Annotated in this window: 15 protein-coding genes; 12 read left to right on the top strand and 3 right to left on the bottom strand. The window is 62.2% G+C overall.

Annotated elements, in window-relative coordinates:
* Positions 1–37 precede the first annotated feature (37 nt).
* The 8 genes from nrfB (at position 38) to AB5Z02_RS10460 (ending at position 7516) form a co-directional block, all read left to right on the top strand.
* The gene (nrfB, locus tag AB5Z02_RS10495) at positions 38–637 is read left to right on the top strand and encodes a cytochrome c nitrite reductase pentaheme subunit (RefSeq protein WP_368215962.1); all 600 of its coding nucleotides are present in this window, start codon (positions 38–40) and stop codon (positions 635–637) included.
* A complete protein-coding gene (gene nrfC, locus AB5Z02_RS10490; protein WP_368215961.1) occupies positions 634–1326 on the top strand; it encodes a cytochrome c nitrite reductase Fe-S protein in 693 nt (230 codons plus the stop codon). The genes nrfB and nrfC overlap by 4 nt, the downstream gene beginning before the upstream one ends.
* 90 nt (positions 1327–1416) lie before the next feature.
* A complete protein-coding gene (nrfD, locus tag AB5Z02_RS10485; RefSeq protein ID WP_368215960.1) occupies positions 1417–2370 on the top strand; it encodes a cytochrome c nitrite reductase subunit NrfD in 954 nt (317 codons plus the stop codon).
* Positions 2371–2519: 149 nt separating this feature from the next.
* The gene (gene nrfE / locus AB5Z02_RS10480) at positions 2520–4487 is read left to right on the top strand and encodes a heme lyase NrfEFG subunit NrfE (protein ID WP_368215959.1); all 1968 of its coding nucleotides are present in this window, start codon (positions 2520–2522) and stop codon (positions 4485–4487) included.
* Positions 4484–5086: a DsbE family thiol:disulfide interchange protein gene (locus AB5Z02_RS10475; RefSeq protein ID WP_219263790.1), complete on the top strand. Its 603-nt coding sequence runs from the start codon at positions 4484–4486 to the stop codon at positions 5084–5086. The genes nrfE and AB5Z02_RS10475 overlap by 4 nt, the downstream gene beginning before the upstream one ends.
* On the top strand, positions 5083–6288 hold the full coding sequence (gene nrfF / locus AB5Z02_RS10470) for a heme lyase NrfEFG subunit NrfF (RefSeq protein ID WP_219263789.1): 1206 nt from the start codon (positions 5083–5085) through the stop codon (positions 6286–6288). Before AB5Z02_RS10475 ends, nrfF begins: the two co-directional genes overlap by 4 nt.
* A gap of 91 nt (positions 6289–6379) precedes the next feature.
* Positions 6380–6916 carry a DUF2268 domain-containing putative Zn-dependent protease gene (locus tag AB5Z02_RS10465; RefSeq protein ID WP_368215958.1) on the top strand — a complete coding sequence of 179 codons (537 nt, stop codon included), beginning with the start codon at positions 6380–6382 and terminating at the stop codon, positions 6914–6916.
* A gap of 147 nt (positions 6917–7063) precedes the next feature.
* The gene (locus AB5Z02_RS10460) at positions 7064–7516 is read left to right on the top strand and encodes an NUDIX pyrophosphatase (protein WP_368215957.1); all 453 of its coding nucleotides are present in this window, start codon (positions 7064–7066) and stop codon (positions 7514–7516) included.
* Between the two features lie 98 nt (positions 7517–7614).
* Here AB5Z02_RS10460 and phnX read toward each other — a convergent pair whose 3' ends face one another.
* From phnX to phnW, 3 genes are read right to left on the bottom strand one after another with little or no spacing between them, the layout of a single operon-like run.
* Positions 7615–8454: a phosphonoacetaldehyde hydrolase gene (phnX, locus tag AB5Z02_RS10455; protein WP_368215956.1), complete on the bottom strand. Its 840-nt coding sequence runs from the start codon at positions 8452–8454 to the stop codon at positions 7615–7617.
* Positions 8447–9886 (bottom strand): aspartate aminotransferase family protein, encoded by a 1440-nt coding sequence (locus tag AB5Z02_RS10450; protein ID WP_368215955.1) that lies wholly within the window; start codon positions 9884–9886, stop codon positions 8447–8449. The genes phnX and AB5Z02_RS10450 overlap by 8 nt, the downstream gene beginning before the upstream one ends.
* Complete coding sequence (gene phnW / locus AB5Z02_RS10445; RefSeq protein ID WP_368215954.1) at positions 9883–11025, bottom strand: 2-aminoethylphosphonate--pyruvate transaminase; 1143 nt, start codon at positions 11023–11025, stop codon at positions 9883–9885. The genes AB5Z02_RS10450 and phnW overlap by 4 nt, the downstream gene beginning before the upstream one ends.
* A gap of 265 nt (positions 11026–11290) precedes the next feature.
* Here phnW and phnR point away from each other — a divergent pair, with 265 nt between their 5' ends.
* From phnR to AB5Z02_RS10425, 4 genes are all read left to right on the top strand, one after another.
* Entirely contained in the window at positions 11291–11998 is a 708-nt protein-coding gene (gene phnR / locus AB5Z02_RS10440) for a phosphonate utilization transcriptional regulator PhnR (protein WP_368215953.1), read from the top strand.
* 120 nt (positions 11999–12118) lie between these two features.
* Positions 12119–13138: a putative 2-aminoethylphosphonate ABC transporter substrate-binding protein gene (locus AB5Z02_RS10435; RefSeq protein ID WP_368215952.1), complete on the top strand. Its 1020-nt coding sequence runs from the start codon at positions 12119–12121 to the stop codon at positions 13136–13138.
* A 271-nt stretch (positions 13139–13409) separates the two neighbouring features.
* Positions 13410–14504 (top strand): putative 2-aminoethylphosphonate ABC transporter ATP-binding protein, encoded by a 1095-nt coding sequence (locus tag AB5Z02_RS10430; protein WP_368215951.1) that lies wholly within the window; start codon positions 13410–13412, stop codon positions 14502–14504.
* Positions 14501–16237, top strand: coding sequence for a putative 2-aminoethylphosphonate ABC transporter permease subunit (locus tag AB5Z02_RS10425; protein WP_368215950.1), 1737 nt, complete (start codon positions 14501–14503; stop codon positions 16235–16237). The genes AB5Z02_RS10430 and AB5Z02_RS10425 overlap by 4 nt, the downstream gene beginning before the upstream one ends.
* Positions 16238–16255 lie beyond the last annotated feature (18 nt).

The following is a 16255-nucleotide window of genomic DNA, read 5'->3' as shown; positions in this document are numbered from 1 at the left end:
GGCGCCAAGTCGGGCCCGCAGCGGATGGAGGCTTCCTATGGGTGATTTAACGATGGATTTTTTACGACTGATGCTGATGGCAGCCATGCTGCTCACCAGCCTGCAGGGTCAGGCAGCCGAGCCGGCAGCTGCCCCTGTTCCAGCTACACATGAGGTGGAATTTTTACGCAATCCCGACAAGGCCTGCACCGACTGTCACAAGGAGCAGAGCGAGGGAATGCACGGCAAGCATGGTCAGGCGACCAATCCCAACAACCTCAAGCCGGTGACCTGCACCAACTGCCACGGCCAGCCCTCCCCCCAGCACCGGGAAGGGGTCAAGGATGTGATGCGCTTCAGCCACAGCCAGAAGGATAAAGAGAGCATCAAGCTTTATCCCATCAGCGAGCAGAATGGCGTCTGCATGAGCTGCCACGAGCCCAAACCACTGCGCGAGGCGCTCTGGGCCCACGACGTGCACGCCACCAAGCTCACCTGCACCAGCTGCCACCAGTTGCATCCGGCCAAAGAGCCCATGGTGGGGATCCCGGAAAAATCCCGCATCAAGCTCTGCGTCGACTGCCACAGCAAGCAGCATGAGGCCAGCAAGGCCCGGCAGGAGCAGTCCAAACCGGCTACCGGCAAGGAGGCCTCATGAGCTGCTCTCGCCGTGACTTTATGGCGGGCATGGGCGCGGGGGCCCTTATCATGATGACGGGGACTGCTAGTGCCAACACCCGCTCCCTTGCCACCACCCTCGCCCATAGCCAGACCATCGACGGGATACGCTATGGCATGATCCACGATGAGACGGCCTGCATCGGCTGCACCGCCTGCATGGATGCCTGCCGGGAGGTGAACAAGGTGCCGGAAGGGGTCTCGCGCCTCGAGATCATCCGCTCAGGCCCGGTCGGTGAATTTCCCGACGCCGAGTACCGCTTCTTTCGCAAGTCCTGCCAGCACTGCGACAACGCCCCCTGCGTCCACGTCTGCCCCACCGGCGCCTCCCATATCCGCAAGGAGGATGGCATCGTCGATGTCGACGCGGATCTCTGCGTCGGTTGCATGTATTGCCTCGCCGCCTGCCCCTATCAGGTGCGCTTTATCAACCCGGTCACCCGAGTGGCAGACAAGTGCGACTTTTGCCGCAAGACCAACCTGGCGGCGGGCAAGGAGCCGGCCTGCGTGGAATCCTGCCCCACCAAGGCGCTGGTGTTCGGCAATCTGGATGACCCGGACAGCCCCATCGCCAAACGGCTGGTGAAGGAGACCACCTATCGCTACAAGCAGGCGCTCGGTACCTCGCCCAAGATGTACCGCGTGCCCAAAGGGGAGATAAAGTCATGACCATGCAAGCGGCGTTTCACTTCCCCTCGCTGGTGTGGGGATTTGCCCCATCGCCATCTACCACGGCAATAACCGATGGAGGGAATGACCATGTGGCATGACGCATTTCACTTTCCTTCCCTCGTGTGGGACTGGCCCATCGCCATCTATCTCTTTCTGCTCGGCATCTCCGCCGGGGCCACCACCCTCTCGGTGCTGCTGCGCCGCAAGGGGGCCGGCAGCGAGAGCGGCATCATCAAGGCGACCGCCATTCTGGCGCCGGTGAGCGTGGTGCTGGGGTTACTGATCCTCATCTTCCATCTGGCCCGCCCCTGGACCTTCTGGAAGCTGATGTTCCACTACCAGTTCGACTCCGTGATGTCGATGGGGGTCATGCTGTTTCAGCTCTACATGGCGGTGCTGTTCGCCTGGCTGGCGGTGGTGTTTCGCGCCGAGATTGAGACCTTGCGTCGTCACCTGCTGCAAGAGAAGTTCGCTTTTGTGGATGGCCTGATTGGCTGGCTCGCCCGCATCGAGCGGCTGCTGGCGCCGCTCTTGCTGCTGCTCGCCGTTCTGCTGGGTGCCTATACCGGCTTTCTGCTCTCGGCACTCAAGACCTATCCGCTCTTGAACAACCCGGTGCTGCCGGTGTTGTTTCTGGTCTCGGGCATCAGCTCAGGTATCGCCTCCACCATCTTGCTGGCGGTGACGCTCTTCAAGGAGAACCATCACAGCCAGGGAGTGAGCTTCGTGCATCGCTTCGAGCGACCCGTGCTGGCGGTGGAGGTGTTGCTGCTGGTCTGCTTCTTTACCGGCCTCTACTTCGGTGGCGGCCAGAAAGAGGTGGCGATGTGGGCCGCCATCGGCAGCGGCTTCTGGGCTCAGGTGTTCTGGCTCGGGGTGGTGGGGATCGGCATGCTGCTGCCCCAGCTGCTGGCCCTGCTGACCCCGGCGCCCCTGCGGGAGAGAAACGGCCATCTGGTGCTGGTCTGCAGCTTGACACTGGTGGGGATCCTGCTGCTGCGCTACTTCGTGCTCTATGCCGGCCAGATGACGGTCGTGTAACCGTATACTCACCGGCGCCAGCCACCTTCGGGTGACTGGCGCTTATTTGTTGCGATGAATTGTTGCTAGGAATGTGGATGTTATCCCCCAGCGCCGGTACGGTTCAGACGCTGCGGCATAACATAGACAAATGCTTGACTGGAGGTTGTGTGCTGGCGGAGCTCGGCTATCTCTCACTGTTGCTGGCGGCGGCACTCTCCTTGCTGCAGGGCACACTGCCTTGGCTGGGATTACGGCTCGCCTCCCCGACCCTGCTGCGCAGCGCCACGCCGCTGGCGCTAATCAATGCCATCCTGCTGTTGACCGCCCTGCTGCTGCTCGCCAGCTGCTTTGGCCAAGATGATTTCACCGTCAGCTATGTGGCCCAGCACGCCAACAGCGCCCTGCCGCTGGGCTTCAAGCTGGCGGCGGTGTGGGGCGGCCACGAGGGTTCCATGCTCTTTTTCGTCTTTGCACTGTCCCTGTGGGGCGCTCTGGTAGCGATTTGTTCAAAGCGGGTCGATCCGCTGATCACAGCTCGAGTACTGACCATCATGGGGCTGATTGTCGGGCTGCTCGGCCTCTATACCCTGATCTTCTCCAGCCCGTTTGACCGCCAGTTTCCGGGGCCGCAGGAGGGGCGCGATCTCAACCCCATGCTGCAGGATATCGGCCTTATCATCCACCCACCCCTGCTCTATCTCGGTTACGTCGGCTTTGCGGTCAACTTCGCCTTCGCCATGGCTGCGCTCCATTCGGGCCGGCTCGATGGCGCCGTTGCCCACTGGAGCCGCCCCTGGGCGCTCGGCTCCTGGGTGTTTCTCACCGCCGGCATAGTGCTCGGGTCCTGGTGGGCCTATTACGAACTGGGCTGGGGCGGCTGGTGGTTCTGGGATCCGGTAGAAAACGCCTCCCTGCTGCCCTGGCTGCTCGGCACTGCATTGCTGCACGCCCTGGTGGTGTGCGAGAAGCGCGGCGCTTACGGCCACGCCGTGCTGCTGCTCTCCATCTTTACCTTTTCGCTGAGCCTGCTCGGCACCTTCGTGGTGCGCTCCGGGGTGCTCACCTCGGTGCACGCCTTTGCGGTCGACCCCAGCCGTGGCCTCACCCTGCTGTTGCTGCTCGGCTTGCTATTGACCTGCGCCCTCACCCTGTTTGCCCTGCGCGCAGACATCCGCGCCCCCTATGCCCGCTTTGGCTTGCTGTCAAAAGAGGGGCTGCTCGGCGCCGCCATCCTGCTGCTTTGCGTGGCCTGCGCCAGCGTGCTGCTCGGCACCTTCTACCCCATGGTGTTCCAGTCGCTTCATCTGGGTTCGCTCTCGGTGGGCGCCCCCTATTTCAATACCATCTTCGTGCCGCTGGCCCTCTGCCTGATGGCGCTGATGACCCAACTGCCGCGCCTGCGCTGGCAGCAGCTTGCGACACATTCCCGACTCAACGCTCTGTTGCCGCCGCTGTTTGGCCTGCTTGGCGGCGGGCTCATTAGCCTTGCCTATCTGGAACAGGGATCGTTTTCCGGTAACTGGAACGGCATCCTCGCCAATATAGTGAGCCTCTGGCTGATGGCCAGCCTGCTGCTCCCGCTCTTGCAACTGACGTCGCTGCGCGAGCTCACCCTCAATCGGTTCGGCAGCTTGCTGACCCACCTCGGGGTGGCGGTGTGTGCCCTTGGCATCGCGCAGGTGAGTCACCACAGTCAGGAGGGGGGCACGGTGCTAAGTGCCAACCAGCCCTACCAGCTCGGTGCCTTCGAGTTTCGCTATGAAGGGCGTGAGCCGGTGATCGGCCCCAACTATACCGCCGAGCGGATCACTCTTAGCGTGCACAAGAATGGTAAAGAGGTGGCGCGGCTGACGCCGGAGCGGCGCCACTACAGCGTGCGCACCATGAACATGAATGAACCGGGCATCGCGTGGGGACTTTTTGGCGATCTCTACGTGGTGCTGGGTGAGAAGATGGGGCCAGATGCCTATGCCATGCGGCTGCACTACAAGCCGCTGGTGCGCTGGATCTGGCTCGGCGGCCTGTTGATGATGGCGGGCGGCGCCCTGCGCCTGCTCGCCCGTCGCCCCTTGCTCGCCTCCCGTTCCGTTACGGTTGGCACCTCCCATCACCAGCTCGGACAGGAGGCGTTATGAGATCCCGCCTGCGCCTCTTTGTTCCCTTGCTGCTGACCCTGAGCCTCGGCGCCCTGCTTTGGCTGGGCCTTGGCAACAACCCCTACAGCCAGGATGAGGCGACGCTCGGCCGTACCCTGCCTGCGTGGCAAAGCAACAATCTGCTGGATGGGAGTCCGATCCAGACTGCCAGCCTCAAGGGCGAGCCCTTTGTCCTTAACGTCTGGGCCAGCTGGTGCGCCAACTGCCGCGCTGAACATCCGCTGCTCAGCGAGCTCGCGGGCACAGTCCCCCTCTACGGTCTCAACTACCGGGACAAGAGGGATGCCGCCCGCGCCTGGCTTATCCAGGCGGGCAACCCCTATCGCGCCGTACTGGCCGACCCCGACGGCAAACTGGCGCTGGAGCTCGGCGTCTACGGCACGCCTGAGACCTATCTCTTTGATGCCGATGGCACCCTGCTCGCCCGCCATACCGGCGAGCTTACCAAAGGGATCTGGCAACGTCAGTTTGCCCCCCTGCTCGACCAGGCGCGAACTGACGCGCAAATGAAGGCCGCTACAACGGCACCCGCAATTGCGTCATCTATTGCAACATCAGCTCGGGAGACACAGCCATGATGCGCCGTTCTCTTGCCTGCACCCTGCTGGCCCTCGGCATGCTGCTGAGTGCAACTGCATATTCCAGCGGGGTCGATACCTATGAGTTTCGCCATCCCGAGCTGCAAAATCGGGCGCAAGAGCTGGCCCGCGCCCTGCGCTGCCCCCAGTGCCAGAACCAGAATCTGGTAGAGTCCAACTCCCCCATCGCCCGGGATCTGCGGCTAGAGATCTACCGCTGGGTGGACGAGGGGCAGTCTGATGAGCAGGTGATCGCCCGGATGACGGAGCGCTTCGGCGATTTCGTGCGCTACGATCCCCCCTTCAAGGCCAGCACAGCGCTGCTATGGGGCGGACCCCTGCTACTGTTGGGGCTGGCGCTGTTGACCCTGTTTCGCCGCCTGACACGCACAAAGGTACAAGCCATCCCTGTCGTTAGAGCAATGATTGAACCCATTCATCAACCTGCGGCCGATCCCCGCAGCGAATTGAATTGGCTGATCATGCATGGGGAGCAGACAGGCCTCTCCCCCGACCAGCCACTCTACAGGGAGCTGAGCGCCGCCCGCCTGGCCAACGCCATCCCGGCGGCTGAGCTGGCCCTGCGCGCACAACTGGCCAGCCAGCATGACAATCGCGGCCGCAATAACCGGCACGGGCGGGCCTTGTTGCTGCTTGGCATCATGGCCATCGCGGCCGTTGCCGCTTTGTATTTCAGCAGCGGCCGTTATCAGGCATGGCAGGATTATGCATCCCGTCCCGATCCGCTGGCGGGGTTGAGCCCGTGGGATCTGCAAGACAAGGAGCTGGGGAGTCTGCATCAGAAACTTCAGCGCAACCCCGCCGATCTCGACAGCTGGGCGGCGCTTGGCCAGCTCTATCTCTATCGGGGCGAATATGACAGCGCCCTGCTCGCCTACCAGCGTCTGGCTCTGCTGGAGGGGGGCGCCAGCGCGGCGACTCAAGCCGCCCAAGCCACCGTGCTCTACTATCAGGCGGGCCAGCAGCTGACTCCCGAGGCAACCCGCCTGCTGGAGAGCGCCCTCAAGCAGGACGCGGGGGAAGTGAGCGCCCTGATGCTGCTCGCCTCCGATCACTTCCTGCATGGCCGCTACAGCCAGGCCATTGCGCTGTGGCAGCAATTGCTCGATGGCGAGCGCCCTCGCATCAACCGGGCTGCACTGATCGAGGCGATCCAGACGGCAAGCATAATGGGCGGGTAACCCCTTGATTGAAGGAGGGTAATCGTGGTGATATGGCGCCGCGACCACGCAAGTGGCTCAGCACTCTCTTTCAATAGACAAGGATGTCTGGATGCAACTCACCCTGTTAAACGACTCGGGCAAATTCGATGGGCTCGATGACACCATTAGGCACGTTTTTGCCGAGACGGCGCACAAATTGAATGCCTTGTTCGATCTCTCCCAACTGGATGTCACCTTCAGCCCTTTTGCCGAGGGGGATGCTCCCGATTCGGGTATCGGTGGCTGGGCCATCAACATGTATCGAATAGAACTCCAGCTTGATCTGGAACGGCCTGATATCAAAGAGGTGATCATCACCGAATTACCTGCCGTGCTGGCCCACGAAGTCCACCATATCGTGCAAAAGAAGAATAAGGTGGAAGCAGAAACACTGGCCGAAAACCTGATTTTTGAAGGACTGGCCTGCTACTTTGAGCAGAGGTTCAATGGTGGCACACTCCCCTCGCTGTTCAAGGAGTCTCATCATCATGACTGGCAATCGCTCCTGGCAGAGATGACGCCCCATCTATCCAGCAAGCAGTTCAACTTTTTAGACTTTTTCTACTGCCGTGATAACCGGCCATTTCCCAAATATGCCGGTTACTGAGTGGGGTTCAATCTGGTGGCCAACTATCTGGCCAAAAATGGCCTGAATGAAATAGAGGTCATGGGCCTACCCGCCGAGGCGTATTTCTATTAACACGCCTTCACACTGTTCGTGGCTATCACAGAGCCCAAACCCGGAGAGAAGATCATGATCCCCATTCGCTGCAAGGCCGTCTCCGGCGTTGCCCTTACCACTGTCGATGGCGAAACAAAATTGCTGGTGATGAAACGGGTCAAGGGGGGCTTCTGGTGCCATGTGGCGGGCACGGTGGAGGCGGGTGAAACCGGCTTGCAGACCATTATTCGGGAGTTTGGCGAAGAGACGGGTATCAGGGTCACCGAGCTCTACAACGGCCAGTATCTGGAGCAGTTTTACGAGGCGAGCCTGAATACGATAGAGATGGTGCCGGTCTTTGTGGTTTATTGCCCGCCCAATCAGGCGGTGACCCTCAACGACGAGCACACCGAATATCGCTGGTGTTCCCTGGCCGAGGCCAAGGCGCTGGTGAGTTTCCCCGGCCAGAAGGCACTCTACGACCATATCTGGCACCACTTTGTCGACAACGCCCCCTCTCCCCTGATGCGGATCGATATCCGCTGACCGCGCACAACTTCCCCCTATAGATGCAACACGCCCCCGGATGGGGGCGTGTTGTATCTCAAGCCAGCCAAGCGCTTTTGTTAGACCCCACCGATGGCCTACGGCCGCTCGCCAGCGGCCAGACGACGGTTGATATCGGCGATAACCGGGGCGATGTCGGCCAGGGTATCAATCACATAGTGTGCCCCCGCCGCCCGCAGTTTGGCCTCGGCCGGTGCGCGCCGGGCGGCGATCTCAGCCTCACTCATGGCGGCAAACTCGTCCCAGGTGGCACCAAATTCGTTGCCGGAAACCGACAGCCCCACCGTCCACATGCCCGCGTTCAACCCTTCGCTGATACCCGGCACGGCGTCATCCACCTTGATGCAGCGATGCACGGCGCTTATTCCCAGCTCAATCACGTTGGCCAGCGCCATCCAGGGGCCGGGGCGACCACCGGCTTTGAGATCGTCGGTGGCGACCCAGTGATCCGGGCGGTAGCCGTGATCGGCCGCAGCAGGTACCAGCGCCTCCATCACCGGACGGGGATAACCGGAGCAGGAGCCGATTTTCATCCCCTGCACCCGCAGAGCGTCCAACACCGGCAGCACACCGGGGATGGGGGTGGCAAAGCGGGTCACGGCGGCAATCTGCAGCGGCATAAAGGTGTGATAAATGTGGTCCACCTCGGCGTGGCTCATGGGGTGGCCAAAGCGGGCCTGCCAGCGCGCATCCACCGAGGGCAGACAGCCCAGCGCGGCGATATGATCCCACTTGCCAAGGCCCATGGGCTGGCGTGCTTCGTCCAGGGTCACGGTGAAGTCATAGGCGCGGGCGAAGGCCTCGACGAAGATGGAGGTGGGGGCGAAGGAGCCGAAATCGACGACGGTACCGGCCCAGTCGAGGATCAGCGCCTCTACGTCGGTGATCGGGTCTACAGCAATCTGCAAGTCAGTCATGGTGGTGTTCCTGTTTCGGTGAAAGTGCGATCTCGCCGAGGGCGCGATCGAGAATGGTGATGGCCCGCACCAGATCGGCGCGGGTGATATTGAGCGGTGGCGAGAGCTGGATGACATTGCCCTGGGAGACCTTGAAGCTGAGCCCCAGCTCCAGACAGCGGTAGAGCAGCCGCTCGGCGGCCTGGCTATTGCGGGTACGACTCTGGTGATCGACCACCAGATCGAGCGCCCAGAGCATACCGATACCACGCACCTGCCCGATCAGCGGGTGACGCTCGGCAAGCGCCGCGAGCTCTGCCGCCATAAAGCGGCCATCCTCCTGCGCTTTTGCCAGCAATCCCTCTTCACGGATGGTAGCGATGGTCGCGAGCGCCGCCGCGCAGCCGATGGGGCTCTTCTCGTGGGTGTAGTGACCGAGCGAAATAGCTGCCGCCTGATTGAAACGGTCGCGGGTGATGAGCGCCGCAAACGGCACCACCCCGCCCCCCAACCCCTTGCCCAGACAGATGATGTCGGGTTCGATGCCGAACTCTTCAAAGCTGAACCAGTGGCCAGTGCGCCCCAGGGCATTGGGGATCTCGTCGACGATCAGCAGCACCTTGTGGCGATCGCAGATCTCCCGCACCCGCTGCCAGTAGGCTTTCGAGGGCACCTGTACATCGGTGTTGCGGATGGGCTCGGCGATAAAGGCGCCTATTCCTCCCTCCTTCTCGATGACGTACTCCAGATAATCGGCGTAGTGCAGGTCATCCCCCTCCCCGCGGTACCAGACACCGCGATAACGGGTGGGCGGCGGGATGCGCTCCACACCGGCCATCAGTGGGCCCATACCGGCGCGAAAACAGGCCTCGCCGCCGACCGAGATGGCATCGAGGGAGGCGCCGTGAAAAGCATCCCACAGGGACACCACCTTGCTGTTGCCGGTAATAAAGCGGGCAAGCTTCAGGGCAATCCCCACCACCTCGCTGCCGCCGGGGGCGAACAGCACCCGGTTAAGATCGCCGGGGGCCAGTTCGGCCAGAGTACGGGCGCAGTCGATGGCAACCTGATGGGAGTAGCGGCGGGGTGCGAACGGCAGATCGGCGAGTTGCTGCAGCACCGCGGCCACCACGTCAGGATGACCGTGGCCCAGCTGATGGACGCTGTTGCCGTGAAAATCGAGGTAACGCTTGCCCGATACGCTGGTCAGCCAGCTCCCCTGCGTGCGCTCAAGCAGATCGAGACAGGGGGTGGAGAGGGCCTGATGGAGAAAGTAGCGGCTATCCTCCGCCAATCCCGCCTGCACCGCCTCGCTCTGGTCAGCCCACCAACGCGCCCGCCCCTCGCCGAGGTTGATATCCCCTTCGCTGTCGGCACGGCCGCTGCCGTGTAGCTTATGGTCATGCAAATCGCGGCCACGCAGATCACGACCCTGAGCCAGCATGCTGGTCATCGCGCGTCCCCTTGCCAGTAGCAGGCGCTGGCCATGGCGGCGAGCAAGCTGCGCACCCGCTCCGGGGTCACGTCGCCGATATTGCCGATACGGAAGCAATCGGCCTGGGAGACCTTGCCTGGATAGATAACAAAACCCTGCGCCTTGAGCCGCTGGTAGAAGTCGGCGAAGCGGTAGTCAGGGTGGGCCGGAGAGTAGAAGGCGGTGATGATGGGAGATTGCCACTGTTCTGGCAGCAGCGGCGCAAAGCCGAACGCCGCCATCCCCGCCACCAGCGTGCGCTGATTCTCGCTGTAGCGCTGATGACGGGCGGCGATGCCCCCCTCCTCGTCCAGCTCGCGCAGGGCCTGGGCAAAGGCAAGCACGGTATGGGTGGGCGAGGTAAAGCGCCACTTGCCCCCCTGCTGCTCCATGGTCTGCCACTGGGCATGCAGGTCGAGGGAGACCGAGCGGGCGCGCCCGGCACAGGCCGCCAACGCGGCGCGGCGAGCGATGACGAAGCCAAAACCCGGCACCCCCTGAATGCACTTGTTGGCCGAGCTGATAAGAAACTCGATGCCAAGGCGTCCCATGTCGATGGGGATACCGCCAAAGCTGCTCATGGCATCGACGATCAGGCGAATGCCGCGGCGCTGGCAGAGCTCAGCTACATCATCGAGCGGATTGAGCATGCCGGTGGTGGTCTCGCAGTGCACCATGGCCAGATGAGTGATCTCGGGGTGGCGCGCCAGCATCGCCTCGATGGCGGCGGGCTCCGGGCGGGTGGTCTCGCCGCAATCGAGCTCGTGGTGGCGCAGGCCAAGGCAGCGGGCCATCTCCCCCATGCGGGCACCGTAGGCGCCGTTGTTGATGATCAGCAGACACTCATCGACGCCTATCGCCGAGCCCAGTACGCTCTCCACCACATAGCTGCCACTGCCCTGCAGCAAGACGGCGCTGTAGTCACTTTCATACTCAGGGCCGGTGGCGAGGCGCACCAGCTCGCGGCGGATGGGCTCCACCACGCCCTGGTTGTAGTCCGCATCCCAGGTGCAGCTGTCTTGCAGCATGGCGGCGCGCACCGTGGCGGTGGTCGAGAGAGGGCCCGGGGTCAGCAGCAGGTAATCGACGGCGGCGGGGGCCGCAGGAATATGGATCATGACTTCGCTCCTTTTGGTATATACCAGAATGAGCGCATTGTGGGTAACTGCCCCGCCAAGGTCAAAGGGGTGGCGCTACGTGCAACAAAAAATTCATTTTCAGCGCCGGGATCGCGATAATCTAGGAAGCCTGAATAGCAGGGGCGATTCTGGTATCTACCAACGCATGTTGATGTTGCCGTGTAACGACCGGGCAGATGACCTGCCCTGTGCCCAGCCCATTGCACAACTCATTGCACAACTTATTGCAAAACCAGGGATTTTCATGAGCAAACCGCAATATCTGCAGATCAAGGATGCCCTCGCCAACCAGATCCTGGCGGGGGGGCTGGCCCCCAACGACAAGCTTCCCTCCGAGCGGCTGCTAGGGGAACTCTATGGCACCACCCGGGTTACCATCCGCGAGGCGCTGGTGCAGCTGGAGGCGAACGGCCTTATCTATCGGGAGGATCGCCGCGGCTGGTTCGTCACCCCGCCGCGCTTTCGCTTGAACCCCAGACGCACCTCCAACTTTCACCAGATAGTGCGTGAGCAAGGAGGAGAACCGCACACCGAGCTGCTGGAGAAAAGCCGCCAGGCGGTGCCGCCCGCGTTGATGGCGCAGTTGCAGCTCAAGCCGTTCGACAGCCTCTTTTTGCTCAAACGGCTGCGCTATGCCAACGGGCGCGCCATCTGCTACTGCGAGAACCACTGCCTGCCTGAACGAGTACCCGGCCTGCTGGAGTTGGATCTCAACGGCAGCCTGACCGAGATCTATCAGGCCCATTACGATCTTCATTACGCCCGCATGCTGGTGCGCTTCTTCCCCACCGCCCTGCCGGATGAAGTGGCCAAGGCGCTGGGGGCTACCGCCGGTCTGCCCGCCCTGCGCCTCGAGCGACTCAACTTCGATCAGCATGGCCGGGTGCTCGACTTCGATCTGGAGTACTGGCGCCACGACAGTCTGGAGATCGAGGTGGATACCCAGGATTAGTCACGGATAAATCAGGAACGGCAAAACGTCACGGGGCTGTCACGGTCACGTCATAAAGATCCCCTAGCCTCTCTCTCGACCAATCTGGTTTATACCAAGACAATTTAACTGGAGAAGAGGATGAAACAGGGAACCCATCTGCTGGCCGCCGCCGTGCTGGCTGCCATGACCACCCCGGCACTGGCCGCAACCGATCTCACCGTCTATACCGCCTTCGAACCGGAGCAGCTCAGCGAGCTGAAAACCGCGTTCGAGCGCCAGCATCCGGATATCAACATCAAGTGGGTGCGTGACTCCACCGGCGTTGTCACCGCCCGATTGTTGGCAGAAAAAGCGCAGCCCAAAGCGGATGTGGTATGGGGACTGGCGGCTACCAGTCTGATGCAGCTCGATCAGCAGCAGATGCTCAATGCCTATGCACCGAAAGGGCTGGATAAGCTCGACAGCCGCTTTCGCGACAGCAAGGCCGAGCCGCACTGGATCGGTCTGGACGCCTTCTTCAGCGCCATCTGCTTCAACAAGGTAGAGGCGGAAAAACAGGGGATCCCGGCCCCCACCAGCTGGGCCGACCTCACCAAGCCCATCTACAAGGGCAAGGTGATCATGCCCAACCCCAGCTCCTCCGGCACCGGTTACCTGAGCGTTGCGGGCTGGCTGCAGACCATGGGCGAGCAGCAGGGCTGGCAATTTATGAACGGCCTGCACCAGAACATCGACCGTTACACCCACTCGGGCTCCGCCCCCTGCAAGTTGGCCGCCAGCGGCGAGACGGTGATCGGTATCTCCTTCGACTTCCCGGCTACCAGCCTCAAGGCCAAGGGTGCCCCCATCGAGGTGGTGTTCCCGAAAGAGGGTTCGGGCTGGGATATGGAAGCCGCCGCCATCATCAAGGGCACTCCCAAGCTGGAAGCCGCCAAACAGCTGCTCGACTTTGCCGCCACCGAACAGGCCAACGCCCTCTACAACAAGTCGTTCGCAGTGGTCGCCATCCCCGATGTAGCCCAACCGAGAGCGGGCTATCCGGCGGATATCAAAGGCCAGATGATCGACAACGACTTTAGCTGGGCAGCCCGCGAGCGTAACGCCATCCTGGCCCAGTGGAGCGCCAGCTTCGACGGCAAGACCGAAGCCAAACAGTAAGCGTGAAGGGCGGCGGTTTGTTCACGCCAGACACACCGCTGCCAATAAACAGCAGTCGAAGGCCAACAGCTGTTGGCCTTCGCTTTTTGGTTTTAACTTCCCGAGTTTGTATTGCCTTCAATTAGCGACGCTTCGCCCATCCACACAGAGCCCAGCCACTTGCTGACAGCCCGATGTCATCTGACTGTCATCAAGCTGTCATCCCCCGATCACCTGACCGTCACACTTCACCCGCAAACTGGTATATACCAAATCAGTAGCGAGTCGAACCATGACCCAGCCCTATCTGGACATTCAACATCTCAACAAGCAGTTCGGTGCTTTTCAGGCCCTTAAAGGGATCTCTCTGACCATTGAGCCGGGGGAGTTTATCTGCTTTCTCGGCCCCTCCGGCTGCGGCAAAACTACCCTGCTCAGAGCCATCGCCGGACTGGATCTGCCAGACAACGGCGAGATCTGGCAAGGGGGGCGCAATATCTCCCGCCTGCCGCCCCAGCAGCGCGATTTTGGCATCGTGTTTCAGTCCTATGCTCTCTTCCCCAACCTGACGGTGGCCCAGAACATCGCCTTCGGCCTTGAGAATCAGGGGCTGGCGCGGGATCTCATCAAGGAGCGGGTCGATCACTGGCTGGGGCTGGTGGATCTCACTGCCCAGTCCCACAAATACCCGAGCCAGATCTCCGGCGGCCAGCAGCAGCGGGTAGCGCTGGCCCGGGCCTTGGCCCTCTCCCCCGGCCTGCTGTTGCTGGACGAACCGCTCAGCGCGCTGGATGCGCTGGTACGCACCCATCTTCGCAGCGAGATCCGCGCCCTGCAGCAGCGCCTTGGCATCACCACCATCATGGTGACCCACGATCAGGAAGAGGCGCTGACCATGGCCGATCGCATCGTGGTGATGGAGGGCGGCCGCATCGTGCAGGTGGGCACCCCGCAGGAGATCTACCACCAGCCTGCCAGCCGTTTCGTGGCAAGCTTTGTCGGTACCATGAACTTCCTCGAGACGCTGGTGCTGAGCCCCAATCAGGTGCGCCTCAACGAACAACCGCTGACACTTGCCAACCAGGCCGCTGCCGGCAGCAAATTGCAGGTGGCGATCCGCCCCGAGGCAATCACCCTGAGTGCGCCAAGCGAGCCGTATCTTGGCCAACATGGCGTTGAAGCAACCATCGATCAGGTGGAGTTTCTCGGCGCCGCCCAGCGACTTATCTGCACCGCCGACACCTATCTGGGCCCGCAGCAAATTCTGGTGGAGCGCCCGACCCACGAGCTGCCCCGCCACGAACAGGGTGGCTGGCGCAGCGGCATGCGCTGCTCGCTGCACTGGCCTGCTGGGGCGATGCAGCTGTTTGAAGGAGAGCGCCCATGACTGCCCCCTTTGCGACCTCCTCCCTGCTGCCACCAGTGACAGCCCGCCAAGTCTCTCGCTGGCAGCGGATCTGTCGCGGCTGGAGCCGGGATCAGCTGCTGCAACTGTTCCTGCTGGTGCTCGGCATCGCCCTGCTCACCGGCGGTCTGCTGCTGCCGCTGCTCACCATGCTGCAAAAGAGCCTGCAGGATGAAAACGGCCTCTGGATAGGCCTTGCCAATTTCAGCGCCTACTTCGACTCCCCTCATCTGGGGCGCACCATCGGCAACACCCTCTGGCTCGGGGTGCTGATCACCGCGCTGGTGGTGACCATCGCCTTCGGCTACGCCTATGCCCTCACCCGTACCTGCATGCCGGGCAAGCCCCTGTTTCGCCTCATCGGCCTTATTCCGCTCCTGATGCCCTCCCTGTTGCCCGCCATCAGTCTGGTCTACTGGTTTGGCAATCAGGGGATCGCCAAGGGGCTGCTCGGCGGCGAGAGCATCTACGGCCCCATCGGCATCGTCATTGGTCTTGGCTTCTGGTGCTTCCCTCACGCCCTGATGATCCTTATCACGGCGCTCGGTCAGAGCGACGCCCGCCTCTATGAAGCCTCCCGGGTGCTCGGCAGCAGCGGCTGGCGCACCTTTGTCACCGTCACCCTGCCCACCGCCCGTTATGGCCTGCTCAGCGCCGCCATCGCCGTCTTCACCCTCACCATCTGCGACTTCGGGGTGGCCAAGGTGATTGGCGGCCAGTACAGCGTGCTGGCCACCGATATCTACCGGCAGGTGATCGGGATGCAGAACTTCTCGCTGGGCGCCGTTGCCAGCGTCACCCTGCTGCTGCCGGCACTCTTGAGCTTTGCCCTGGAGCACAGGGTGCGCAGCAAGATGCAGGAGCAGAGCAGCACCAAGGCGGTGCCCTATCAGCCCAAACCCCATCGGCTGCGGGATCTACTGGCGCTCGGCTGGTGCACGCTGTGGGCCCTGCTGTTTCTGGCGCTGGTGGGCATGGCGGTTTACGGCTCCCTGGTGCAGTTCTGGCCCTACAACCTCGGGCTGACGCTGGATCACTACGCCTTTGACAGCAACAGCGTCTATGGCTGGCAGCCCTTTACCAACACCTTGCAACTGGGCCTCTATACCGCGCTGATCGGCACCGTGCTGGTGATGGTGCTGGCCTGGGCGCAGGAGAAGGGACGCCACTTCGCGCCGCTGCGCCAGCTGCTGCATCTGCTCGCCATGCTGTCGCTGGCGGTGCCCGGCATGGTGCTGGGGCTGGGTTACATCTTCTTTTTCAACGGCAATCCGCTCTTTGGCACTCTCTATGGCACTCTGCCGCTGATGGTGCTCTCCTGCGTCATCCACTACTACACCGTGGGCCATATGACAGCGCTGACCAGCCTCAAGCAGTTGCCCAAGGAGCTGGAGCTGGTGGCCATCTCATTGCGCATTCCGCTCTGGAAGGCGTTCTGGCGGGTCACCCTGCCCGCCTCCCTGCCAGCGCTCTTGGAGATCTTTATCTATCTGTTCGTCAACGCCATGACCACCACCTCGGCGGTGATCTTCCTCTATTCGAGCGACAGCGTGCTCGCCTCCATCGCAGTGCTGAACATGGAGGATTCCGGCGATACCGCCGCGGCCGCCGCCATGGCCACCCTGATCCTGCTGGCCGCCGCCACCATCAAGCTGCTCCAGCTCTTTTTGAGCCGCGCCCTGCTGGATCGCACCCAGCGCTGGCGCCACCAATAACCTTATCGAGGAGTCATC

The organism is Aeromonas sp. R2-3, assembly GCF_040908375.1.
Classification (GTDB): domain Bacteria; phylum Pseudomonadota; class Gammaproteobacteria; order Enterobacterales; family Aeromonadaceae; genus Aeromonas; species Aeromonas veronii.
The sequence above is the reverse complement of the archived record's forward strand: the minus strand, read 5'-3'. Positions and strand labels throughout refer to the sequence as shown.